This window comes from Runella sp. R5_40 (genome assembly GCF_057652295.1).
In genome coordinates this window covers 443,501-468,291 of sequence record NZ_JBYFCH010000002.1, presented here as the reverse complement: position 1 = coordinate 468,291, position 24,791 = coordinate 443,501, and the positions used below count along the sequence as shown (strand labels likewise).

The following is a 24,791-nucleotide window of genomic DNA, read 5'->3' as shown; positions in this document are numbered from 1 at the left end:
ATTTTTTACTGATTAACAACGAAAACTATGAGTTTGCTAACCGTTGGGTCGGTTGCTTTTGATGCCATCGAAACCCCTTTTGGAAAAACCGATAAAATTGTAGGTGGCGCAGCTACTTACATCACGCTGACTGCTTCGTACTTCACCAAAAAGAATAACATTATTGGGGTTGTGGGCGGTGATTTTCCAAAAGAAATGATTGAGACCTTAGAACAACACGGTGTCAACACGGAAGGATTGGAAATCAAACCAGAAGGAAAAACATTTTTTTGGTCGGGTAAATACCACAACGACATGAACAGCCGCGATACGTTGGACACGCAGCTCAACGTTTTTGGCGATTTTGACCCTATCATTCCTGCTTCTTACCAAGATTGTACCTACTTGATGCTAGGAAACATGGTGCCTGCGCTTCAAATGGCCGTTTTGGATCGTCTTAACAATCGTCCAAAGTTTGTGATGCTTGATACCATGAACTTGTGGATGAACATTGCCCTCGAAGACCTCAAAGCGGTTATTGCAAAAGTAGATTGCTTGACGGTCAACGACGAAGAAGCACGGATGCTTTCGGGTGATTACTCGTTGCGTCGTGCCGCAAAAACCATCATGGCAATGGGGCCTAAAACCCTCATCATCAAAAAAGGCGAGCACGGTGCGCTCCTTTTCCAAGGTGACGAAGTATTTTTCTGCCCAGCGTTGCCGTTGGAAGAAGTATTTGACCCAACGGGGGCTGGCGACACCTTCGCAGGAGGCTTCATTGGGTATTTGGCAAGTACTGATGACATCAGCTTTGCCAACATGAAACGCGCCATTGTGTATGGTTCGGCCATGGCGTCGTTTTGCGTGGAAAAATTTGGTCCTGAGCGCATCATCGACCTTACTCAAGCTGAAATCGACGCGCGTGTGCAAGAGTTTGTACTCTTGTCAACATTCCATATTTAATAATTAGCCCCGATAGATTTATAAGAGTAATTTCTTCTCTCCTATCGGGGCTTTTTTATTAGAAGGTAGTCATCAAAAATCGTCACTTGCCCTGCGATGAAACGGGAAATTCTTTCAGAAATAATCGCTTACCTCTTCCTAGTGCTGATAGCGGTAGGGCTGGTTAGGTGGATTTTTAAAAAACTCTTTAGAAATCATACTTCCCTCATTATCATCCTTCGTTTTTGGGCTTTTCTTCGGCAGCCTTATTACACCGACCATACAGTTCCTGTTTCCGTAACGCCATTGCATTGGCTATGGCAATTATTTAAAGTAGATTTTGGAATTACTTTTTTCGCAGCGATTGTTTCAGTTACACTAACCCAACTTATAGAGTACTTAACCTCTCTCCATTTTCATCAAGGCCATGTGTTTAGTACCCCTTACCAAGCACTTTTTTCATTGGTAGTGTTGGCTCCCATTATAGAAGAAGGGATTTTTAGATTATCGCTACGGCTATCTCCCTTTAATTTTTCCTCCATGATTGGTCTTATAGGAATGTATTTATTTTTGCCAATCCTATCCTCGTGGTTTCAACTTAATACGTATATCCTCTTGGCGGTTACATTCTGTATGCTATTTATCTCAACGTTGGTTTTGGTAACGCGTCAAGCATCTGTATTAGAGTGGCTTTATCCAAGATTCAAAAAACATTTTCGTTGGATTTATTATTTCTCCTCCATTTCTTTCGGGTTTATTCACCTCAGTAATTTCGACAATATAACCCTGTCTCATTTTTTGCTTATCCCACTACTGACACTGCCACAGCTATGTTCAGGTTTGTTCTTTGGCTACGCCCGAATGCGCTACGGAATTGGGTACAGTATTGGGCTTCACGCACTCAACAATCTGGTACCTGGATTGTTATATGTATTTTCGCATAGAACCGAACTCTTTTAAAAAAATTTAGGCTTTCTGACAAATTTTGTAGTCAATGACCAAGGGGACACAGAGTAACTCAGAGTAAAACACAGAGTTCCTCAGAGAAATCTAAAAATACCTTGTGTAACATTGTGAAAAACTCCGTGCGACTCTGTGTCCACAAAAATTGTAGTATAAACAAAATTATTGCTCAAAATCAACAATCAAGACATGAATTACACCATCACACGCCGCCCTCGTCGCAATCGCCAGTCGGCGGCTATTCGCGCACTTGCGCAAGAAACCACCCTCTCTGTCAACGACCTTATCTATCCGATGTTTATCGTCGAAGGAAGTGGCGTTCGGAGTGAAGTAAAATCGATGCCAGGCATTTACCGCCATTCGCTCGATACACTTTTGGAAGAACTGAAAGAAGTGACCGATTTGGGCATCAAGTGCATTGATTTGTTTCCCAATTATTCGGAAGATAAAAAAGACAAATACGCCACCGAAAGCTACCGCGAAGGAACGTTGTACCTTGATGCGCTCAAAGCCGTCAAAGACAAATTTCCTGAGTTGGCATTAATGACCGACGTGGCCATGGATCCTTACAGCAGTGATGGGCACGATGGTTTGGTTGAAAACGGAAAAATCCTGAACGACGAAACCCTCGACATTCTAGCCAAAATGGCCGTGGCGCAAGCACGCGCTGGTGCTGATATTCTCGGCCCCAGCGACATGATGGATGGTCGCGTAGGTTTCATTCGTGAAGCTCTTGATGCCGAAGGGTTTACCGACGTGAGTATCATGTCGTATTCTGTCAAATACGCCAGTGCGTTTTATGGCCCCTTCCGCGATGCGCTTGATTCTGCCCCCCGTTTTGGTGACAAAAAAACGTACCAAATGAATCCTGCCAACGTACGCGAAGCCCTGATTGAAGCGGAGCTCGATTACCAAGAAGGAGCTGATTTTTTGATGGTGAAACCTGCATTGGCGTACTTGGACGTCATCAAGACATTGAACCAAAACTTTGATTTGCCGATTGCGGCCTACAACGTTTCGGGAGAATATGCCATGATCAAGGCCGCTGCCCAAAACGGCTGGCTCGACGGCGACCGTGCGATGTTAGAAACCCTGATGTCGATTCGTCGGGCAGGGGCAAAGGTTATTTTGACCTACTTCGCGAAAGAATTTGCGCTATTGCAAGCGTAAAGTGTTACAATTTTCGCCTTTTCTATGCGTTTAGTGAAAAGTCACGCCCGTGTGTATTACCAAGGGCGTGGCTTTTTATTCTCAGCTATAAACTTAATTAGAAAGATGAAAAAACTCATTGGGGGCTTGATGTTACTGATAGTGGGTTTGGTAGGCTGCAAAGAAGACGACCCTCAGCCCAAAAGCATTTCCGACGTATTATTAGATCAGCAGGATTTAACCATTTTGCGCGCGGCCATCAGTCATGCGGGGCTTCAAGACGCATTTAAGACCAGTTCAGTAACGCTTTTTGCGCCCAACGACGAGGGGTTTAAAGCGTCAGGCTACGCCGACGCTGGGGCCATCACTTCCCTGCCTCCTGAGCAAGTCCGTGCGCTGATTACCAACCACGTCATCACCTCGCCATTGCCCGTAGAGTCGATGCCGTTTGGGTTAAGTAACCCCGTTAAAATGATGTCGAATGCACGCTTGTTTTTATCAAATCCTGACGGTACTCCCTACCTCAACCATGGCAAAAGTGTCAAATCAAACATTTTGGCCAATAATGGGGTGATACACATTATCAATAGGGTGATTCCGATTCCAACGCAGTCATTAGCCCAAATCATCAAAAATACCCCTGATTTTAGCCTATTTCGTCAGGCTACGCGGCGGGCCATTGCGGGAGACCCTCGTCTAGCCACGTTTTACGCCGATACGTTAGGTTCGTTTCCCGTTGACCCTGCTTACACGATGTTTTTACCCACCAATCAAGCCATGATTGCGGGGAAATTTTCGCAAGCAGAAATCAACGCCACTAGCCCGATTGTCTTGGCGCGGATTGTGTCGTATCACATCATGTTGAGTCGGCTTTTTTCAAGTTTTATGGGAAATTCTACCTTGAACATGTTCGATGCTTCCTACACGGCAACGCTTGCCTCCAAATCAACGGGGCTGACCATCGCGGGACGTTCGAACCCCACTCAACCTGCCAATATTACCAAAACCGACATCACGGCCACCAATGGATTGATTCATGTGATAGATAAAGTTTTGATTCCGTGAGGCGGGAACGTAAATTTGTAAAAAATTGTATTGAACGTACTGTCAATTCATCCACGAACGCATGAAAAGTCTTGTAGTTGCTATTCTGATAAGCGCCGTTGCTTTTACGGGCTTTGTAAGTAACCAAACCTCCGAGCAAAACGAAGGAGGGACGAAGTTTCGGTATCGCGCACTTGCGGGAAATAATCCCGTGAAAATTTCTTGGGAAACACTCCGCGACGTGACTTTCAAGAAAAAATGGTATCCCGAGGAGTCGGTGTATATGTTGTATCCAACGTTTGGCCCCAACATCAACAAACTCAACGGTAAAGAAATATTGTTGACGGGTTATGTACTTCCCATTGATGCCGAGTCGAATCTATACGCCTTGTCAGCCTTCCCATTCAGTGCTTGTTTCTTCTGCGGTGGCGCGGGACCTGAGTCGGTCGTAGGCTTGAAGTTCAAGAAAAATGGCCGCAAGTTCAAAACGGACGAGCGTCATACGATGCGTGGTACGTTAAAACTAAACGCTGATAATATTTACGAGTTGAACTACAACATTGACGGCGCAGAGATTGCTGACGAATAAGTCGTAAAACACTAAAAATAAGCCCCTGAAACAATGCGTTTCAGGGGCTTATTTTTTGAATGAGTTTGTACCGATTATTGATTATTAGCGCGCCAATTGATGCCCGTCGTACACCGCTAAAATGGTGTTACCGTCCACCTTAATGCTGTATAGCTCCTTCGTATAAGGCGAAGCATCGGGCCGATAGCGAAACTCCGTTATGAAATAATCACATTCTAACGCCTCTCTCTTCAAGGTGTCTCTCACGGAGGGTTTTAGGTACGTACACTCCACCCGCGCTCGCTCCGATTTGTCCAAAAGCATTCGATTATAAACCCCTGGCGTCAGGTTGGCTACTACCTTAATGTGCGGACGTTTGTCGTGTTGGACAATCCACTCAAGTCCTTGTTTGTACGATAGTCCCCAGTAATCTATTTCAAAATTCTTAGCGACGGGTGTTGGAGTGAGCGTGTTGAAATAGGTTTGCTGAAACGGATGATTGAGCCCCATCCAAACGCCCATCACAATCAGCTGCGCCAGAACTACTGCTTGGGCAGTTTTTAAGACCAAAGGGTGCTGTTTTGCATACTCAAAAACCCAGTCTAGGCCGTATAAGGCTATCATCAGAAATGCCCCGTAGGTAAAATATAGCTGTCGCCAGCCGTCGTATAACGTGGACTTCAACAAAATTACCAAAGCAAACGGAGCGGTGCTTATCACAAAAAAAGTCAGTTGTGTGCGCCAAGGCTCAAAGTTTTCCCAGAAAGCCGAGAAGTGCCTTACACTGTCTTTGAGGACGCCTATTGCTCCCAGCACCCACAGCACTACGTAAAGAAGGGGAGTCGTAATAATCACGTACCCGATGATGTAATACCACGGCAGCTCCATAGCGGGAATCCTGTCGCCAAAAAACAAAACGTCCATGTTGGCCCGAAACTTACTCATGTTCGCAAAGGCAAATTGAAAATTGGCAAAGGGAGCTTTCCATAAATACGGCCAGAACATCACCGTAAACGCCGCTGTAAGCACAGCATAAGCTCCTAATTTGAGGGCAATAGGAGTTGTTTGTTTCCGTAAACGAAATAAATCAATTGCGCCCCATCCCAACGCGATGGCAGGAATGATGACGCCCGTTAGGCGAATATTGATGGCAATGGCACTACAAATGCTAAACAGCAACAGGGGACGCCAAGCGTAGGTTTTGAGAAATTGGAGCAAAAAATAAGTACTAATGATAAAGGCCGAAAGGCAAACAATGTCTTTGCTATTGTAAAAAGACTCCGCAAATATCCTTGGGCTTAGAATCAAGAAGAGAGTTCCCAGCCACGGAAGCCACTTATTGGTAAAAATGCTGGCGGCAGTAGCGTAAAAAAAGAGGGTAGAAAGGAAGAAAACCAAAAAGGTCATCAAGTGACGGTAGTGGTACAATTGTTGGCTTTTGTCATCGGAATTGTAGCCGAGTGCTTTTTCGCCAATGACCAGCGGAACGTCAAACACCACGCCGTAGTCTTTGTCGTAGTAGTCGTGGAGTTTTGGAATGTCTGTGCTAGGCGCCAGCAAACCCAAGGTTTCACCCACGTATTGGATGGAAACGATACCATTGGCCCGATTGATAGGTTCGTCAAACGAAATACCGTAGTCTTTATAAATCGCCAATCCTAGCACGAGATAGGCACTAAAAAAAGCAATAACTCGCCAATTGGTTATTTTCATTCTTTATGTGATTTGTAAACAAGCGTACAAAGATACCATCTTCGGTTACAACTACTAGTTGACTGACTGCACCGTAATCCTCACATCCGTATTTCGCCCCTTATCGTCGCTGCACGAGATTTTTACTTTGCCCAGCGGTGGGGTTACAAAAAGCGGTTGCTGGGGCGAGGTTTTTTGGTACAAACGGTCGTTGAGGTACCAATACACTTCCTTTACGTCGTTGGCAGCTTGGCAGGCCAATTGCAGTTGTTGTCCCTCCAGAAAATACTCGCTGCCGTCGTTAGGACTGATAATCACGGGCGCGCCCACCTCTAGCACCCGCGTACAGGCGGGGTTGTGCGGCGGGATTTTGGCGTAGGGAACGCGGTTGAGTTCGTAGTACGCTATCAGTTCGGGGGCGAGGTTGGGATACAGCTTTTTGACGTAACCACTGTCGGGCAAGCACTCCGTGCAGTACGAACGCTGCCCTGTCGGGTCGGTAAACACCCATTTTACGTGTTGGCATTTGCGCGTCGAAGACACGCCCATGATGGCATAGTCGAGGAGTTGGTGCGTGCAAAACTCGCTCGGCACGTCGCCGCTTTCGGCACACACTTTTCGCCGAACCACGTCAGGCGCGGATTTGAACCAACCCGTAGGAGAATTGTAGTCGAGGGTGTTAAAAATATCAAACAACAGAGGAGTTGCAATATTAGCACCGTTGAGCTCAGGAACACCCGCTCCCGAAAAATTCCCCACCCACACGCCCACCGTAAAACGGCGGTTGTAGCCAATGCTCCAAGCGTCTTTTTTGCCGTACGAAGTACCCGTTTTCCACGCAATACGCGGCAAGTGGTAGGTATTATCAAAATTATTGGGCAAATCGGGGCGCGTTACTTGCGTCAGGATGCTGGTAATGAGGTACGTCGCCTCGGGAGAAATTAACCTCTCCCCAACTCCCTCCGCACGCTGGGGGACAGGGGATTTTCGACTCCCTTCTCCTGCAAGGAGAAGGGCTGGGGATGAGGTTGCATTTAACTCCAACGTATAATGCAGCCCTTTCAATTGCCCTTCGTGCGCAAAGGCGGCAAAGAGTCGGGTGAGTTCTTCGAGGGTAACGCCGCAGCCCCCCAAAATCATGGACAAGCCCAACCCCGCCGATTGTTTTTTGACGGTTTGGAAGTCGGCTTTTTTGAGGTAGTCAATCAACACGCTGGGTGTCAGGTCGCTGAGGACTTTCACGGCGGGGATGTTGAGGGAGTTGGCGAGGGCAAACTCAACGGTCACTTTGCCGTTGAACCGTCGGTCAAAATTTTCGGGTTCAAAGCCTCCAAAGTTGGTCGGAACGTCGTTGAGAGTCGTTTTAGGTGTAATCAACCCTTTGTCAAAACCAACGGCGTACAGCAAGGGTTTCAGCGTACTGCCTGGCGAGCGTACCGCCCGTACGCCATCCACTTGCCCGCCGTCGTAGGGGTTGTTAAAATCGGCTGAACCTACGTAAGCTTCCACGTTCATGGTTTCGTTGTTAATCACCACCACCGCCGCGTTGTGGATGTTCATACTTCGCAGGCGGTTCACGTAGTTGCGGGTCAATTGCTCGGCTTGGGTTTGGCGCGCAGGCACGAGGGTACTTCGGACGATGGGCAGTTGGGGATATTGTTTCCGCAAACGAATCGCCAAATGGGGAGCCAACTTGGGCGCTTCCCGACGTTCGGCGCGGAGGGGTTCGCGCAGGGCATCTTCAATCACCTGCGGGTCAAACAAAGCTGCCTTCTCAAAGCGCCGAAGCCATTTGTTGCGTTCTTGTACGATGTAGGGATTTTTTCGTCCCAAACGTAGGCTAGAAGGGCGGTTGGGAATAATCGTCAGCGTCGTAATTTCGGCCAGGCTCAACACTTGGGGCAACTTTCCAAAATACAACATTGAGGCCGATTTAATGCCTTCCACGTTGCTGCCGTATGGAATCAGGTTGAGGTAGAGTTGTAAAATTTCGTCTTTGGAATAATGCCATTCGAGCTGCATTGCCCGCAGCATTTCGATGATTTTACTCCCGTACGTACGTTTTCGGGGTTCGAGCAGGCGCACCACTTGCATCGTAATGGTCGATGCCCCCGACGTCCGCCGCCCCGTGGTGAGGTTTTTGGCCAACGCCCTTCCTACCGACACAGGATTGATGCCAAAGTGGTAATAAAAATAGCGGTCTTCTTTTTGGAGAATGGTCTGTCGAAGCAGGGGCGTAATCTCGTCGAGCTCGGTGTAGAGCCGCCATTTGTCTTCTTCATTGAGGAAGGCGTGCAGCACTGTTCCGTCCGACGCCGTCACCAACGTTGAGTAGCGGGGAGTTACCCGAAAAGGAAAGGTTAAATCAATCAGTAACAACGCGATAAAAAAGCCCGCAGAAAGCCAAAAAGCCCGTTTTTTTGTCATGCTCAAGGCACTTTCCAACAACTGTTTGGCGGTTTTAGAGGCATTCGGCATGACAAAAAATACGTTTAAACTTCTTCCAGAAGCGTTCTAAATGACACGTACTTATTAACGTAACGGTCGTGGTGTTTCTGCTGAAGCTCCGACGAATGAAGTTGTTGGTACGTAAAATAAGCCTCCATGGATGGAAAATAGTATTGACAAGAATACGTGATTCCTTCACTCTCAATTTCGGTAAGTAAGCGAAGCAATTTGCTGCCTTCGGGCAGTCCTGTTGCCATTACTTCGGGCATGTGTATTGCCTTCATCCACTGCAACCAATCTTGTTCGATGGCTGGGTCAATGTTTACTGTGACGCTATACAGAATCATATTTGCGTTTTTTTTGTTTTAATTGTGGGTGCAATATTTAAAAAAATGAGCAGCTTTTCGGTACCACAAAAAAATAATGTTCAAGCCTTGGGGACTTCGTCAGGAAATAGTAGCTTTAGTCAACACATTCGTTCCTCCGAATTTAGACCCTTTCCCATGGACTACAAAACACTCCGCGAATTGGTCAGACAGGGTGAAGGAAAGCACATTGAGTTTAAACTCAAGACCAATCACCCCGAAAAAATTGTCCGCGAAATCGTCGCTTTCGCCAATTCGGGCGGTGGCTACCTCTTTATCGGAGTAGGCGACGACCGCAGCATCAAGGGCCTCAAATACGCCGACGAAGACGAATACCTGCTCGTGCGAGCCATTGAAAAATACTGTTCTCCTGGCATTGAGTACGAAATCGAACGAATTCCTATTGGGGAAGAGCGTGACGTGTTGGTGTTCACCATTTTGCCGAGTCCTAAACGCCCTCACTACGTTTTACAACCTGCCGAAGCAACCGTAGCGACGGCCAAACCATCGCCAAAAACGCCCCCTCAAAAGAGCAATAAAAACGCATCGTCTTCGACTAACTTAGTCAAAAAAACCTACATCCGTGTAGCCGACCGCTCGATTCAGGCGAGCTGGGAAATGCGGGAAATCTTACGCCGTCAAGACGACGACCGTAACGTCAAGTTTCAATATGGCGACAAAGAGCGAAAGCTTATGCAGCACTTGGATCAGCACCAAAGTGTGACGGTGGCAGATTTTGCAAGTGTGGCGGGAATTTCGCGGAATATTGCCTCAAAAACTCTCGTATTACTGGTTTTGGCCAATGTTCTGGATGTTCATCCCGACGAAACGGTTGATCGGTTTACGGTACACGCCTAGTCTAAAAACAAAATCCGCTTTCTCTAAAAAAGAAAGCGGATTCTTGTACTACCTAAACCTCTACCATTATACTACTTTCGATGTCACCAGTTCTATAGTCACATCGAATATGGTACTAGTAAAACTTCATTAAGGAGGAAAATGTTCGCCACTTTAGACAAATTTGCAAAAAAAGTTTCGCGAATAGTCGGTTTGTGAACAAGGCTCGACACCCAGTTTTTCTATTATTTTCCAATCAAATTACTTTTTCGATAACCGTAGCCAAAGTAAATCACTAGGCCGATAATCAACCAAATCAGGAACATTATCCAGTTGGAGATGCCCAATTCGGTCATCAGGTACAAGTTGGTTAAAATACCCAACACAGGGAGTAAAGAAAAACTTTGCAGAAAACTCGCGATGGCTAAACCCAACCACACCAACCACAGCACAATCAATAACGGTTTTTCGGTGAGGTGTTCTACAAAACCTCCTTGTGAGTAAGTCCAAGCCAAAGCTGCAACCATCAAAACGCCTACGGTATATTTCCCGTTTACATAAGGTACTTTAAACTTAGAAGGAGTTTTTTGCTTGTCGAGGTACAAAATACCCGCACACACGATGATAAAGGCAAACAACGTTCCTACACTGGTGAGGTCGGTGACAAACTTCATGTTCATAAACAACGACGGAATGGCTACCAGCACCCCCGTCAAAATCGTTGAAAATGAGGGTGTTTTGTACTTAGGGTGAATTTTTCCAAACGACTTTGGTAACAATCCATCGCGGCTCATTGTCATCCAAATCCGCGGCTGACCGATTTGATAGGCCAACAGCGCACTGGTCATCGCGACCACGGCGCTCACGGCGATAATTCCTGACAATGACGACAAAAACGACTTCTGCCAGCCTACCGCATTTTGAGAAACACTTTTGAACACGTAGGCCAATGGGTCATCCACTTTGAGTTCTTTGTGCGACACCATGCCGTTCAAAACAAGGGCAATGGTTACGTACAAAATGGTACAAATGATGAGCGAATAAATAATCGAACGCGGCAAGTCGCGCTGCGGATTCTGGCATTCTTCGGCCGTTGTTGAAACGGAATCAAAACCAATAAACGAGAAAAAGACCGCCGATACACCCAGCAAAACCCCGTTCATGCCATTGGGGGCAAACGGTTTCCAGTTTTCGGGATTTACGTAGAAAGCACCAATGATGATAACCGCTAAAATCACAATCACTTTAAACAAGACCAACGCATTGCCCGTCGTACGGGATTCTTTGATGCCGATGTAGGCCAATACCGTAATAAAAACCGTCACCAATGCCGCAGGAATATTCATCAATACCTTGAATCCGCCAATCATGGGTGCGGTACGGAAGGCTTCTTCTTGAGACACCAAGCGCGGATTAGGCACTCCTCCTGCCTTTATTACTTCCTGAAACTCGTTAAATCCATCGCGGGCTGAGATAAAATCTGTGGCTAAGTATTCGGGGAAATGAATGCCAAATCGCTCCAACATTTCCATAAAATACCCCGACCAACCGATGGCAATCACCATGTTACTAACGGCGTACTCCAAAATCAGCGCCCAGCCAATGATCCAGGCCAATAACTCCCCAAACGAAACGTAGGTATAAGTATAGGCACTTCCACTAACGGGAATGGTGGAGGCGAATTGGGCATAACACAAACCCGTAAATGCACAGGCAAAGGCAATAAAAACAAACAAAAGCGAGACCGCCGCTCCTCCGTCGTAGCTGGCGTTTCCGATGGTACTAAAAATTCCTCCTCCAATGATGGCCGCAATTCCAAACGAGGTCAAATCTTTTACGCTCAGGACTTTGGCCATGCTGCCGTGGCCATCTTCGCCCGTTTTGATGTCGTTCAAAACTTGGCTCACCGATTTTTTTCGAAAGAGAGAGTTACTCATCGTGACTATGATTTAGGGTTTAGTTGTTGAATACGATTGGTAAAAATAGAAATTATTGGGATACCTTCTAGCATTACGATGACGGAAGCCGTTCAGATTCCCGTAAATAATCCTCCCACGTGTCCACGTCCGACAAGGTTTCGCCAACCCAAAAGGAGGTGGAGTGCGCTTGAGCATCCGCCAACGTCTCCGCTAAAAGCGACGGCTGACTCCATGATTTGTTCTCAAATAAAAAGCGGTGCATCTGCTTCATTCCCAGTAAATAGTATCCACCATCGTCGGCTGGGCCTAGTACGATATCGTGTTGCTGAAGCTCAGAAAATGCCTGAGAGAGATGATGCGCCCACAAAGCGAGGCAATCGCTGCCCACAATCACCACGCGTTCTGCGTTTTCGTTGAGTTCTTCTTCAAACGCGGCTTTCATTCGAGCGCCCAAGTCGGGTACATTGGGTTGCATTTTTTTGAGAAAGCCCAATCCTGACCAGCTATCCTGAGGGTTTATAAAATCTCCGTAATAAATCACCACTTTTTTCTTTTGCGCTGCTTCATCGACCAAAAACCATTCGTAAATCACTCTTTTTGTGTGCTTTAGCAGCTCAATATAGACTTCTACGGCCTTTTCATCCCCTACCGTAGCCGCCACTCGGGTCTTTACTTTTCCTCGAACTGGATTTTTTACAAAAACAATAAGCGTACAATTCATTCGTTTGCGTTGGATAGTTGACAGAAAGATAGTAAGATTGACAAAAATTAACGTTGTACCCCCTTGCAAATTTCATGAAACGACTCCTTTGGATAGTATTCCTCACCACATCAGTGCTCCACGCTCAAAATGTAGCTTTCAAAAAACTCATTGACAGCAGCCCTCTTGACACCAAACTGGCTACGTTGACCGATAGCGAACAAAAAGAATCAGGCGTAATGCTTCGTCATCAACTTTATGTCGAATATACCTTCGATTCACTTGGGCAATTATCCTGCTTACAAGGCATTGTGAAGCGCATTCGCATCAATGACTCCAAGGCCATTGAAATGTACAATAAAATTGTCCTGCCTGTGCCTAACACCAACGACCTTATTTACCTCAAAGCACGTAGCATTAGCAAAAATGGTACGGTTAAAGAAGTCGGAATGGAGGCCGTGAAAGAATTGGAAGAACAAGGCAGGGTCTATAAAATTCTAGCCGTAGAAGGGCTTGAGGTTGGTGGAGAATTGGAATACACCACGCTTTTTCGCCGTAGTAGTTCGCTGTTTGGGGGCGAAATTCTCCAAAGCGATATTCCCGTTCGGAAGGTAGAAGTAAAAATTATTACCCCTGCTTACCTTCAATTTGAAGCCAAGGTGTATAATGCCCCCGCCACGATTTCGTCGGATACCCTCAACGAAAAGCGTACGATTTCGGTGGGACTTCAGAACCTTTCCCCAATTTACGAGGAAAAGTACGCCAACCTCAAAGCCAACTTAATTCGCCTCGATTACAAACTTTCGTACAACCTCAGTCGCGGCCCCGAGCGCCTCTATACGTGGCAAAGTGCCGCCGAAACGTTTTTTGATTACCTTCGGTCGGGGATAGACGATTCCAAAAAAGACATTGACGCGTTGCTGGCCAAAGAAAAAATCAAAGGATTAGCTCCTGAATTGGCGGTGAAAAAGTTAGAAAATTACGTCAAAACCAACATTGCGTTGAAAGAAGAAGAGGACGCCGACGTGGCTTCGGATGTACTCAAAAAGCAGTATGCTTCAAAAGCAGGCATGATGAAATTGTACATCGCGGCCCTCGAATCGTTGAACATTCCGTACGAAATTGTCATTGGATGTAGTCGGACTGATGCTGTCTTTGATCCAAAATTTGAATCTTGGAATTTTTTGGATGAATACCTGCTCTATTTCCCAACCACCAAGAAGTTTTTGGACCCAGGTAGTCCGATTTTTCGTTACGGGATGATTGACCAAACAATGGAAGGAAATCAGGCATTGTTTATTAAAAAGAAAAAAGAAGGCAACGACATCGTGCCCGAAAGTGAGATTCGATTAGTGCCCTTTTCAACCATCGCCGACAACCACGACGACTTGTTGGTGGACGTGTCGTTTTCGCCAACCATGGACCAAATTCAAGGCAAAGTAACGCGCCAAATGACGGGGCATCAAGCCGCTCAATTGCGCCCGTATTATCATTTTGTCAAAGCCGAAGAAGAGCGGAAAGCGCTTACCAATGAAATTGTCAAATCGACCCTCAAGCCCGACGTTACTTATACCAATCCCCAAATCAAAAATACCAATCTCAACTCAGACGAAGTAAACAAATCGTTTATTTTTAGTGTTGACATCGTTCTTAAAAGTGTGGTAGAACGGGCTGGGAAAAAGTATTTGTTTAAAGTAGGAGAATTGATTGGGCCACAGGTAGAAATGTACAACGAACGCGCCCGTCAGTATCCCATTGATATGGGCAACGCTCACGCCTACAAACGCCTGATGAAAGTAAAGATTCCTGAGGGATATAAAGTGAGTGGTTTGGAAAGCCTTCGTCGCAACATCACAGATGGCAGAACTCCCGCAGTGATGGGCTTTACTTCTGATTATAAATTGGAAGGAAACCTACTTACAATTACCATCGATGAGTTTTACAAGGAAGTATTACAACCGATTGATATTTACGAGCCTTTCCAAAAAGTAATTAATGCGGCGGCTGATTTCAACAAAGTAACGCTCTTATTGGAGAAAAAATAAAACTCTAACGGAGATTCCCTACTTTTGTATTTCAGAAACAGATTAATCGCTTTTTGAGCATGATTTTCAAGTATTTGGCATTGGGAATGGCGTCGGCCTTACTATTGATTGGCTGTGTTACCTCCAAACCCGTCGGCACGAAATCAACCACCACTGTGGACCCTTACAGTACGTATGACGAAGACTTTACGGCGATTCGTCCCCGTTACAAAGAAACCGTAACTTCGGAAAGCGCTACGGCCAAAAAGCCCGAAGTAAAACGCGTATTGTCGGATCAGCCGTTGCACATCAATCGCCAATTAGATGCGGTTGTGGATACGATTGCGCTTCGTAATAAGTCTATTCGGTTTGCGGCGGGTTTTCGTATTCAGATTTACGTTGGAAACACCCGTAAAGAAGCCGACGACGCCCGCTTGTATTCATACCAAACTTTTCCCGAACTCAACCCTTACATGGTATATAACCAACCCACGTATCGGATTCGGATTGGTGATTTTATGACACGCTTGGATGCTGAGCGTTATCTTCAACAAGTACGTCAACGCTATGAATCAGCGGTAGTTGTGCCTGAGAAAATAGATTTGAAGAAGAGTCTATTGGTAAAATAGTTACTTTTGTCGTTCTGTTTTTGTCAAAAGATTAGATTGATTGCTTAACACAAAGTTTTGCCTCCGCTTAGTGGCACAACTCTTTTTATAAATTACGATGAAAAAACGCGCACTCATTACGGGTATCACGGGTCAGGATGGAGCTTATTTGGCCGAATTTTTACTAAATAAAGGATACGAAGTTCACGGTATCAAACGCCGTAGTTCGTTGTTCAATACCCAACGTATCGACCACCTCTACGAAGATCCCCACGAAAACGACGTTCGTTTGGTGCTTCACTACGGAGATTTATCGGACTCGACCAATATCATTCGATTGATTCAGGAAATCCAGCCTGACGAAATTTATAACCTCGGGGCACAGTCGCACGTACGAGTGAGTTTCGACGAACCCGAATATACCGCTCAAGTTGACGGCTTAGGAACGATGCGTATTTTGGAAGCAGTTCGTTTGTTGGGTCTTACCAAGAAAACACGTGTTTATCAAGCTTCTACGTCCGAACTATACGGTTTAGTACAGGCCGTTCCCCAATCAGAAGCTACGCCTTTTTATCCACGTTCTCCTTACGCCGTGGCTAAATTATACGGCTACTGGATTACGGTCAATTACCGCGAAGCCTATGACATGTTTGCAGTAAACGGGATTTTGTTCAACCACGAGTCACCCCTTCGCGGCGAGACATTCGTGACGCGTAAAATCACCCGCGCCGTAGCACGTATCGCTTTGGGACTTCAAGAGAAGGTATTTTTGGGTAATCTCGACGCCCAACGCGACTGGGGCCACGCCAAAGATTACGTAGAAGCGATGTGGTTGATGTTGCAACAAGATACCCCTGAGGATTTTGTCATTGCCACGGGAAAAACTACCTACATTCGTGATTTTGTGCGCATGGCGTTTGCTGAAGTAGGCATTGAATTAGAATTTAAAGGAGAAGGGGTTGATGAAATGGCCGTTGTTACCAAGTGCAACAACCCAAGTTATCAATTACCTGTGGGCAAAGAAGTGGTAGGCATCGACCCACGCTATTTCCGCCCAACCGAAGTTGATTTATTGATTGGTGACCCTACCAAAGCCAACACAAAACTAGGCTGGATTCCTAAATATGACCTCCCTGCCCTCGTCAAAGAAATGGTAGAAGCAGATTTGGACATTTTCAAGCGTGACCAATTGCTTGAACGCGAAGGCCACCGTACATTGAACTACTACGAATAGTATATATTTTTTCCACAAACAACAACGCCCTGAAGCTTCGGCTTTCAGGGCGTTGTTGTTTATAGGAGCTAGTAACTATTTTTTGATTACACAACCTTTTTTGATGTATGAAACGAGACGATAGTCTATGGAAAGCCATTTTAGAAGACGTTTTCGACGATTTTCTGAGGTTTTTCTTTGATAATGCCGAAGAGCTGTTTGATTTTGGAAAACCTTTTGAGTTTTTAGATAAGGAACTCGAACAGCTTTTTCCAATAAATCCTGACGATTTCTCCCCGAAATACGTTGATAAATTGATAAAAGTATTTACTAAAACGGGTGATGAAAAGTGGATTTTGGTACATATTGAAGTACAAGCCAATACCGATAATCTATTTGCTCATCGAATGTTTCAGTATTTTTATCGAATTTATGACAGATACCAGCGCCCGATTACTGCTTTCGCTATCTTAACGGATAAAAACAAGCGCTTTAAACCGCTGTATTTCGAGGAGTCTTATTTGGGAACCAAATTACGATATGATTTTAACACGTATAAAGTCCTAGAGCAAAACTCAGAAGTATTAACCAACAGCAATAATCCTTTTGCAATGGTCGTATTAACTGTGTTGGTAGCCTTGCAAAAAGGGAAAGTGACCGAAAGCGAACTATTAAACCAAAAAATAGATTTACTTAAACGGCTGATAAGCAAGGGATATTCTCGGGATAAAATAGAAGCGTTAATGGGCTTTTTAAAGTTGTATGTACGTTTTGGAAAGAACGAAAATGATGTTAAATTTGATAAAGCCATTGAGCAACTCCTAAATAAACCAAAAGAAACAATGGGAATCGTAGAGTTTGTGTTAGAAAGAGAACGTCGCCTTGGAGAGAAAAAGGGTATTGAGAAAGGCATTGAGAAAGAACGCTATGAGCGTAACTTTGTCTTTGTGAGCAGGCTGTTAAAGGAAACTGATTTTGACGATGCTAAAATCGCCGAATTAGCTTCAGTCCCTCTTGAGTTTGTTCAAAACGTACGTCAACAAAACGCATGAGGCGGGACTTGAAATAACCCGCCTCATAGCCGTTTTGACGTGTATTTTTATCCCCGTTGGCGAGCTGCCTCGTAGATAATCATGCCCGCAGCTACTGATACATTCAACGAAGCTACTTTTCCAGTCATTGGAATTTTTACGGCCATGTTTGCGCGGCGAATCACATCAGTGGATACGCCATCTTCTTCCGAGCCCATTACAATAGCCGTAGGAGTCGTAAAGTCAATATTTGAAGTAACCTGTGCTGCTTTTTCAGTACAAACCACTACCTGAACACCGCTATCTTGCAAATACTGCACTGTATCTATCAAGTTATTTTCACGACAAACAGGAAGGTGATTGAGCGCACCTGAAGAGGTTTTGAGCGCATCGCTATTGATTTGAGCCGCTCCACGCATGGGGACTACCAACGCATGAACACCCATACACTCAGCCGTACGCGCAATAGCTCCAAAGTTACGGACATCGGTGATGCGGTCGAGGAGCAACAATAACGGCACTTCGCCTCTTTCATAGATGTCAGCCAATACGTTGTGAAGCGAAACGTAGCGAATCGCCGACATAAACGCAATGACTCCTTGGTGATTTTTTCCCGTAATATTATTCAGTTTTTCCATCGGAACGCGCTGAACAGGTATTTCGCGCTCGTTGGCTAACTGAATCACTTCGGCGAAACTCTGTTCGCGATAGACCATAATTTTATCAATTTCGGTCCCTGCGCGGAGCGCTTCTAAAAGCGGTTGTAACCCAAAAATAAGCTCTTTTTCGCGAGCCTTGTCCACGGGTTTAGTGGTATGAATGCGGCGTTTGGGGGTTTCGTCTCGTTGGTATGCCATGGGATTATTTTTTAGAGCATGGTAGCAAAAAACCCGTCCGAATATCTTCAGACGGGTTTTTTACCAAAATTTCTCTGTAAAAAATGCTTATGCTTCAGCCAATTCGATATGAACAAATGACTTGTTGTCACGGCCACGGCTAAACTTAACCACACCGTTTGTCAAAGCAAAAAGCGTATAATCACGGCCTACACCTACGTTACGACCTGGGTGGTATTTAGTACCACGCTGACGAACGATGATGTTACCCGCTACGGCTGGCTGACCACCGAAAATTTTAACGCCAAGGCGTTTACTTTCTGATTCGCGACCGTTTTTCGAACTACCTACACCTTTTTTGTGTGCCATTTCTTTAGGTATTTAAAAATTTCAAAAAGCTATTTAAGAAAAAAATTAAGCTACGATTGCGTCGATTTTAACCTTAGTCAAAGCTTGACGGTGACCGTTTTTCTTCTCGTATCCTTTACGGCGTTTCTTTCTGAAAACGATTACTTTCTCTCCCTTAAGGTGTTCTACGATTGTAGCCTTTACACTCGCACCGTTTACCGTCGGCGCGCCTACGCTGATGGCACCTGCATTGTCCACCAACAAAACTTTGTCAAATACGAGCGCAGCGTCCAAGTCACCAGCCAAACGGTTGGTAAAGATTTCTTGGCCCTCTTCTACTTTAAATTGCTGTCCCGCGATTTCTACGATTGCGTACATGATGATTATGATTAAAACAGTTTTTTCCAAAAATGGAGTGCAAAAATAAGGGATTCCGTAGGATTTAACAACTTCTGTTTGAAAAATATTAGGGAATTACTTGACATACAGGGCAAAAGTACGTAGCTCGCCCGCCTACTCGGGTCTGCACAATGCCGGCGTGGCCTTCGGGGCAGCGTTTGTGCTGGTCGGGATGCTCAAAGGGCGAAGCGTCCCACTCACGGGCATGAATCAAAAACGAGCGTGGAAAAAGTCCATAATTGGCCTCGTGCTCGATGGCTGTACGCAATACAAACCCAATCGCTGAGTGAATCTGCTCAAGCTCAGACGGAGTAAGTTCATTAGCCAACCGCTCGGGGTGTACTTTGGCTTGAAACAAAACTTCATCTACAATCCAGTTGCCAATCCCCGCTACGGTACTTTGGTCAAGAAGCACAGGCTTAATCGGAGACTTACGTTTTTGGATAGTTTCAGTCAATTGTTCCAAGGTAATTTCTAAACCATCGGGGGCAATTTTTTTTCGTTTCAAATAATCTTCTACGCTAGAAACGAGTCCAATGCGCTCAAATTTTCGGGGACAAATAAAACCCAAATTGAAGCCCGAACGAAACACAAAAACGATGCGCGCGTGGCGAGGCCGAGGCAACGACGAATGATAATACTCCAAATCGCCCGTCATCCCAAAATGAAGATGGAGCGTGTGCCCTCCGTCCGTAAACGCAAACAAATTTTTGCCCACCCGCCGCGTAGCCACAAACGACTGTCCCACAAGCGTTTCAGTGAGCGTAGCGTAGTCGGTTGTAAGCAGCTTTCGGTCTTCTACCTCAATAGCTTCTATGGCTTGGTGAAGAGAAGTGGCTTCAAAATAATGGCGGTAGGTTTCGACTTCGGGTAGTTCAGGCATGGTTAACTCGCATTAGGTTTGGTTTAGTAACCATTTTTGACGCCTATTTGATTTCGATTTAGCTTACTTTCGATGAGGTTTTTGGCCTAAAAGCGCACTTAGTGTCAAATCACCAATCTACTTCGTACCTTTGCAGAATCAACCTCTGATATTAGCTGCAAATGAAGTTTGAAGATTATCACATTTCTGGCGTTGTAAAACAAAACCTCGAAAAATTAGGTTTTCGCCGCCCCACCGACATCCAATACAAAGCGATTCCGTCGATTTTGAAAGGAGAAGATGTATTGGCCATTGCTCAAACGGGAACGGGAAAAACGGCCGCTTTTGCGATTCCGATTCTTCATTTGCTCCACGAGCGCAAACGCAATTCGCGCCGCCCCGACGGCATAAAGTGCGTGGTCATGGTACCTACGCACGAGTTGGCGCTACAAATCACGGAGGTATTTGAACGCCTTGGCAAAGGAAGCGACGTAAAAACGTTGGCGTTGTTTGGTGGGGTAGCCCAAGACCCACAAATCGCCCGTCTCGATAAGGGGATGGACATTGTGGTAGCCACGCCAGGGCGTTTGTTTGACTTGGTGAGCCAAGGTCATTTACGCCTCGAACGTGTGGAACTATTGGTGCTCGACGAAGCCGACCACATGCTCGATTTGGGCTTTATCAAAGACATTCGTGATTTGCTCAAACACTTGCCTCGCCGTCGGCAAACGCTGTTTTTTTCGGCAACAATTGATGATAAAATCAAAAAACTGGCCTATTCCATTATTCACAGCGCGGCCATTCGGATTCAGATTTCACCCAAAGACCCCGTCTCTAAAAACGTTGACCATTTTGTGACGTACGTCGAGATGGACGACAAACGGTTTTTCTTGGAACGCCTCATCAACGAGCACCCCGACAGTAAAATCATGGTGTTTGTGCGGACTAAAGTGCGCGCCGAACGGGTGGCTCATGCGCTCGAACGCATGGAAATTCAAAGCATGACGTTGCACGGTGACAAAGAGCAAAAAGAGCGTTCGTTGGCACTGGGAGCATTTAAAAGTGGCAAAACCAAGGTGTTGATTGCGACCGACATCAGTGCCCGTGGAATTGACATTCCGAACGTGGACTATGTGGTTAACTACGATTTGCCCGACGAGGTCGAAAACTACGTACACCGCGTGGGGCGTACAGGCCGTGGGACACAACGCGGAAGCGCGGTATCGTTTTGTAGTACGGAGGAAAAACCGAAATTGACCGCCATTGAAGAATATGTAGGAAAGCCCGTTACGGTACTCCAACTCAGCAAAGCCGAATACGACGGTATTGTGGACACAAGCAACGACCCCGCAGGCAATATTAAGTCGCTTCTCCAAGAAATTGAAGACCTCGAAGCAGACAAAAAACTCCGTCAGGGGAGAAAGAGAGGAAAGAAAAAACGAGGATAGAAATAAATTATGAGGCGTTTCTTTACGTGCCACATTCATTTGTTATTATTATTCTTGCTGAATTCAACCAGTGTATTGGCTCAAAGTACGGGGCTGCAACGCCTTTATGCCTCAATTTCAGCACCAATAGACTCTACATTTTCCAAAAAGACGTATAGGGAGATATTGATAAATTCGAATGGCGAAATAGATTACATTTCGTCACTTAAATTCTAATTAGCCAATAAGAGCTTTTATAATACTCAAGGAAGACTACGTGACTACTATTACGACACAGGAATTGCTGCAACATTTATTGGCGACTCCCGCAGTGCTATTGCTTTTTTTGACAGTTCCGAAAATGTAGGTCGCACCAAAAAAATCGAACTTAGTGAAGCGAGTATCAAGCGTTATGATAGTTTAGCTTTAGGCAACATCAACCAACTTTACGCCTCCATTGACACGTCAAAAATTGTGATGCTGAACGAGTCTCATCACAAGAGTTTAAATCGTGTTTTTGCTTATACTTTACTTGATTATTTATACAAAAAAGGGTTTCGATATTTAGCGGCGGAAGCTTTGCATAACCCAACTAATCAATACATCCATCGCGCCAATTTTATTCCATCCCCCTCTCTTGGGTATTATGCCTTAGACCCAATGCTGTCTGAGTTTTTTCGGTATGCTATCCAATTAGGATTCACCCTTGTCCCGTACGAATTTGTAGGGGATATGATAGACCGAGAAGCCATGCAAGCCCATACTATTTCAAACGTGTTACTGAAAAATCCCAACAGTAAGGTATTTGTCTATGCAGGCTATGGACACATTGAAAAAACATTTGACGAGTTAAAACCAATGGGGTATTTCTTAAAATTGTTTACAGGAATAGAGCCTCTATCTATCAATCAGCAACAATATACGGAAGGAAATACCAATAGTGTCGCTCAGTTGGGATATCATTATCTAGTTCAAAGACATAATATCAAGAAGACGGCTATTTTATTGAAAAACGGCCAACCCTTTTACAGAAATAAACCCAAGACGTACGATTTTTACCTCATTCATCCGCCGACAATCACTGATAAAGCTCGCCCGGATTGGATACAAGCATTCGGTATATCCAAAGAAAAAGTAGTCGTTTCAACTTTTAAAGAAAACTGTTTTTTGGTTCAAGCCTATTACCAAAAAGAGGTAAAAAAGACGAAAAATATCCACTCACTCATACCTGCTGACCAAACCTACGACGGTTTTCCTACTTATACGCTCTATCTCCCCAAGGGCAAGTTTATCATCGTACAAAGAGATATTCAAAACAATATTATTCATCAAGAAAATTTGACGGTGAAATAATCAAAACCCCACTCGAAACACCGTTTTCCCCACTTCTTCGGTTTGGAGGGAAGCGGAAAAACCGTGGTTGTGCAAAATCTCACGCACAAGGGTGAGGCCAATTCCCTGCCCGTTTTTCTTGGTAGAAAAAAATGGGGTAAACAACTGAGCCGCCACGTCGGCGGAGATTCCTGCGCCGCTGTCGATGATTTCCAACTGAGACGGTGACGTTTTGAAGACGACTTTTCCACCACGCCCGATGCTCTCAAACGCATTTTTGAGTACATTCACCAGCACTTGCTCCAACTGCTGACGGTCGGCGTCAAGCCAAATCGGTTGGGGATGAAGCGCCCACTCCAACGTTATTTCGCGACTTCGGGCGTTAAATTCCATCAATTTAGCCATGTTTTGAAGCAATTCGTGCAAGTCAAGACGCTGTTTTTGAGGCATTGGTAAACGAACGATGTCCGCAAAGTTTCGCATAAACTGGTTTAGGTGGTCGTTGCGTTCCATCGCTACCCGCACCGCACTTTGGACGTCAGGATTTTCGTCCAAATAATACAAAGTCGAGTCTAAAATCGAGTTAACGGCGCCAATCGAGTTGTTGACTTCGTGGGCCATCAAGCGAATAACTTTGCCGTAGGCATTTTTTTCGGCGGCCAAAATCTCCGCCGTTAGTTCTTCCAACATCACAAAATACCGAGGAAAACCGCGGTCGATAAAATGGGCTTTTTGGCATTTAAATAACGCTACTCCGTTGAAATTGAACGTGCGCGCTTCGCCCGTTTTCAAGCGACTCAATGCTTGTAGTATCGGATGTGAGCTTTCGGTCAGCGACAGTTGAAGAAGTTGCCGAGCGGGCATTCCCACTATTTCTTCGGCCTTGGGGTTTAGGTCGGTGATGTGTTGGTCAAAATCCAACATCAATATTCCCGTTGGCGAAGTGGCAACGAGTTTTTGGAGAAAATAATGCTGTTCTTGTTGCTGCGTCCGTTCGGTACGAAGTTGGTCAATCATTTGGTTATAAACCTCAATGAGTTGGTCCATTTCGTACTTGCCCGTTTTTAAAAACTTAACGTTAAAATCGCGGTCGTGAATGGCTTCCACGCCCGTCATCAACAGTTTTAGCGGCTGAATGAGGTCTTGATATACCTGCCACGCAAAAAACAGCGAAAGCAAAATGAACGCTTCCGAAAGAATAAACAGCAGCGGCTTTGTAAAAAAAATAGCGAACGAAAGTCCCAAGGCTACCAAATGAATGATAGCAATAAAAACAATAAATTTGGTGCCTAGTCTCATAACTCCATGAATTTAGAAGCGCATTACCAACAGATGTGGCTCGCGGCCAACGAAGGATTCGCGAAGGGTCTTTTTGAGTACGACCCGTTGATTGACTCTCCCGCTGATACACGTCGTGGTATTACGCTTATTGCGCGGCCGTCGGCAGAAAGTAAGCAGCAAATTCATACGATGCTTGATGCGTTATTTCTCCTAGAACCTCAGCAATATTACTACCCTTTGACGGATATTCATCTGACCGTCTTGTCGATTATTTCGTGTTACGAAGGTTTTTCACTTTCAGCGATTCATCCGCAGGAGTACATTGACCGAATCCGTGAGGTTGTTAAAAAGTATGCGGGTTTTCGGGTGCGTTTTTCGGGCATTACCGCCTCCGCAAGCTGCGTACTTGTACAAGGTTTTCCGATGGATGACACCTTGGCGGCCATTCGGAACGACCTCCGAACGACCTTCAAAACGTCGTCGTTGCAGCATTCTATTGATAAGCGTTATAGCATTCAAACGGCGCATTCGACTGTAATTCGCTTTCGTGTCCCGCTCGTGCAGCCCGTTGCTTTTGTGGAGCGTCTTCAAGCATTTTATGCGCACGATTTTGGTACGTTTGACGTCAATATGTTAGAGCTTGTTTTCAACGATTGGTACCAACGTTCCGAAAATACCCTTTTGCTAGAATCGTTTTTTTTGGGTGTTAATGCCAATCAATTCACGCAAAGTCGCGATGACGCAAAGGGTACAAAAGACTGATTATCTCAGCCTTAGCGGCTCTATGTGAAGTATCAATTAATTTTGCTTTTTGCCTCACTTGC

23 protein-coding genes are annotated in these 24,791 nt (G+C 45.4%); 13 read left to right on the top strand and 10 right to left on the bottom strand.

Going from position 1 to position 24,791, the window contains the following annotated elements:
• Window positions 1-27 precede the first annotated feature (27 nt).
• From AC23N5_RS06760 to AC23N5_RS06740, 5 genes are all read left to right on the top strand, one after another.
• Window positions 28-942, top strand: a complete 915-nt coding sequence (locus AC23N5_RS06760) for a PfkB family carbohydrate kinase (RefSeq protein WP_028524851.1) — start codon at window positions 28-30, stop codon at window positions 940-942.
• A 96-nt stretch (window positions 943-1,038) separates the two neighbouring features.
• Entirely contained in the window at window positions 1,039-1,881 is an 843-nt protein-coding gene (locus tag AC23N5_RS06755; RefSeq protein WP_487754960.1) for a CPBP family glutamic-type intramembrane protease, read from the top strand.
• 192 nt (window positions 1,882-2,073) lie between these two features.
• Window positions 2,074-3,054, top strand: coding sequence for a porphobilinogen synthase (hemB, locus tag AC23N5_RS06750; RefSeq protein ID WP_487754959.1), 981 nt, complete (start codon window positions 2,074-2,076; stop codon window positions 3,052-3,054).
• Between the two features lie 105 nt (window positions 3,055-3,159).
• Window positions 3,160-4,098, top strand: a complete 939-nt coding sequence (locus tag AC23N5_RS06745; RefSeq protein ID WP_183974353.1) for a fasciclin domain-containing protein — start codon at window positions 3,160-3,162, stop codon at window positions 4,096-4,098.
• Between the two features lie 61 nt (window positions 4,099-4,159).
• Entirely contained in the window at window positions 4,160-4,666 is a 507-nt protein-coding gene (locus AC23N5_RS06740; protein ID WP_487754958.1) for a DUF3299 domain-containing protein, read from the top strand.
• A gap of 84 nt (window positions 4,667-4,750) precedes the next feature.
• On the opposite strand, the gene AC23N5_RS06735 is transcribed toward AC23N5_RS06740, so the two are convergent.
• The 3 genes from AC23N5_RS06735 to AC23N5_RS06725 form a co-directional block, all read right to left on the bottom strand.
• Complete coding sequence (locus tag AC23N5_RS06735) at window positions 4,751-6,358, bottom strand: ArnT family glycosyltransferase (protein WP_487754957.1); 1,608 nt, start codon at window positions 6,356-6,358, stop codon at window positions 4,751-4,753.
• A 54-nt stretch (window positions 6,359-6,412) separates the two neighbouring features.
• Window positions 6,413-8,764 (bottom strand): penicillin-binding protein 1C, encoded by a 2,352-nt coding sequence (gene pbpC / locus AC23N5_RS06730; protein WP_487755024.1) that lies wholly within the window; start codon window positions 8,762-8,764, stop codon window positions 6,413-6,415.
• A 65-nt stretch (window positions 8,765-8,829) separates the two neighbouring features.
• A complete protein-coding gene (locus AC23N5_RS06725; RefSeq protein ID WP_183974334.1) occupies window positions 8,830-9,132 on the bottom strand; it encodes a DUF4286 family protein in 303 nt (100 codons plus the stop codon).
• Window positions 9,133-9,288: 156 nt separating this feature from the next.
• Between AC23N5_RS06725 and AC23N5_RS06720 the strand changes: the two genes are divergently transcribed.
• Complete coding sequence (locus tag AC23N5_RS06720; protein ID WP_487755023.1) at window positions 9,289-10,008, top strand: AlbA family DNA-binding domain-containing protein; 720 nt, start codon at window positions 9,289-9,291, stop codon at window positions 10,006-10,008.
• 224 nt (window positions 10,009-10,232) lie between these two features.
• Here the strand turns inward: AC23N5_RS06720 and AC23N5_RS06715 are convergent, their stop codons facing one another.
• Both AC23N5_RS06715 and AC23N5_RS06710 read right to left on the bottom strand, forming a co-directional pair.
• A complete protein-coding gene (locus tag AC23N5_RS06715; RefSeq protein WP_487754956.1) occupies window positions 10,233-11,924 on the bottom strand; it encodes an amino acid permease in 1,692 nt (563 codons plus the stop codon).
• 73 nt (window positions 11,925-11,997) lie between these two features.
• Window positions 11,998-12,627, bottom strand: coding sequence for a TIGR04282 family arsenosugar biosynthesis glycosyltransferase (locus AC23N5_RS06710; RefSeq protein WP_487754955.1), 630 nt, complete (start codon window positions 12,625-12,627; stop codon window positions 11,998-12,000).
• A gap of 74 nt (window positions 12,628-12,701) precedes the next feature.
• Between AC23N5_RS06710 and AC23N5_RS06705 the strand changes: the two genes are divergently transcribed.
• From AC23N5_RS06705 to AC23N5_RS06690, 4 genes are all read left to right on the top strand, one after another.
• Window positions 12,702-14,651, top strand: coding sequence for a DUF3857 domain-containing protein (locus AC23N5_RS06705; RefSeq protein WP_487754954.1), 1,950 nt, complete (start codon window positions 12,702-12,704; stop codon window positions 14,649-14,651).
• A gap of 59 nt (window positions 14,652-14,710) precedes the next feature.
• Entirely contained in the window at window positions 14,711-15,259 is a 549-nt protein-coding gene (locus AC23N5_RS06700) for an SPOR domain-containing protein (RefSeq protein ID WP_487754953.1), read from the top strand.
• Between the two features lie 97 nt (window positions 15,260-15,356).
• Window positions 15,357-16,472, top strand: a complete 1,116-nt coding sequence (gene gmd / locus AC23N5_RS06695; RefSeq protein ID WP_183974322.1) for a GDP-mannose 4,6-dehydratase — start codon at window positions 15,357-15,359, stop codon at window positions 16,470-16,472.
• Between the two features lie 107 nt (window positions 16,473-16,579).
• Window positions 16,580-17,503, top strand: a complete 924-nt coding sequence (locus tag AC23N5_RS06690) for an Rpn family recombination-promoting nuclease/putative transposase (protein WP_487754952.1) — start codon at window positions 16,580-16,582, stop codon at window positions 17,501-17,503.
• Between the two features lie 47 nt (window positions 17,504-17,550).
• On the opposite strand, the gene rlmB is transcribed toward AC23N5_RS06690, so the two are convergent.
• The 4 genes from rlmB to AC23N5_RS06670 all read right to left on the bottom strand — a co-directional run bounded on the left by rlmB (window position 17,551) and on the right by AC23N5_RS06670 (window position 19,948).
• Entirely contained in the window at window positions 17,551-18,339 is a 789-nt protein-coding gene (gene rlmB / locus AC23N5_RS06685) for a 23S rRNA (guanosine(2251)-2'-O)-methyltransferase RlmB (protein WP_487754951.1), read from the bottom strand.
• An 87-nt stretch (window positions 18,340-18,426) separates the two neighbouring features.
• On the bottom strand, window positions 18,427-18,687 hold the full coding sequence (rpmA, locus tag AC23N5_RS06680) for a 50S ribosomal protein L27 (RefSeq protein ID WP_028524866.1): 261 nt from the start codon (window positions 18,685-18,687) through the stop codon (window positions 18,427-18,429).
• A 45-nt stretch (window positions 18,688-18,732) separates the two neighbouring features.
• On the bottom strand, window positions 18,733-19,044 hold the full coding sequence (rplU, locus tag AC23N5_RS06675; RefSeq protein ID WP_028524867.1) for a 50S ribosomal protein L21: 312 nt from the start codon (window positions 19,042-19,044) through the stop codon (window positions 18,733-18,735).
• A gap of 88 nt (window positions 19,045-19,132) precedes the next feature.
• On the bottom strand, window positions 19,133-19,948 hold the full coding sequence (locus AC23N5_RS06670; RefSeq protein WP_487754950.1) for an Fpg/Nei family DNA glycosylase: 816 nt from the start codon (window positions 19,946-19,948) through the stop codon (window positions 19,133-19,135).
• 161 nt (window positions 19,949-20,109) lie between these two features.
• On the opposite strand from AC23N5_RS06670, the gene AC23N5_RS06665 reads away from it, so the two are divergent.
• Window positions 20,110-21,375 carry a DEAD/DEAH box helicase gene (locus AC23N5_RS06665; RefSeq protein ID WP_183974314.1) on the top strand — a complete coding sequence of 422 codons (1,266 nt, stop codon included), beginning with the start codon at window positions 20,110-20,112 and terminating at the stop codon, window positions 21,373-21,375.
• A gap of 456 nt (window positions 21,376-21,831) precedes the next feature.
• The gene (locus AC23N5_RS06660; RefSeq protein WP_487754949.1) at window positions 21,832-22,707 is read left to right on the top strand and encodes a hypothetical protein; all 876 of its coding nucleotides are present in this window, start codon (window positions 21,832-21,834) and stop codon (window positions 22,705-22,707) included.
• Here the strand turns inward: AC23N5_RS06660 and AC23N5_RS06655 are convergent, their stop codons facing one another.
• On the bottom strand, window positions 22,708-23,985 hold the full coding sequence (locus AC23N5_RS06655) for a sensor histidine kinase (RefSeq protein WP_487754948.1): 1,278 nt from the start codon (window positions 23,983-23,985) through the stop codon (window positions 22,708-22,710).
• 6 nt (window positions 23,986-23,991) lie between these two features.
• Here AC23N5_RS06655 and AC23N5_RS06650 point away from each other — a divergent pair, with 6 nt between their 5' ends.
• The gene (locus tag AC23N5_RS06650; RefSeq protein ID WP_487754947.1) at window positions 23,992-24,729 is read left to right on the top strand and encodes a 2'-5' RNA ligase family protein; all 738 of its coding nucleotides are present in this window, start codon (window positions 23,992-23,994) and stop codon (window positions 24,727-24,729) included.
• The last annotated feature ends 62 nt before the right edge of the window (window positions 24,730-24,791 follow it).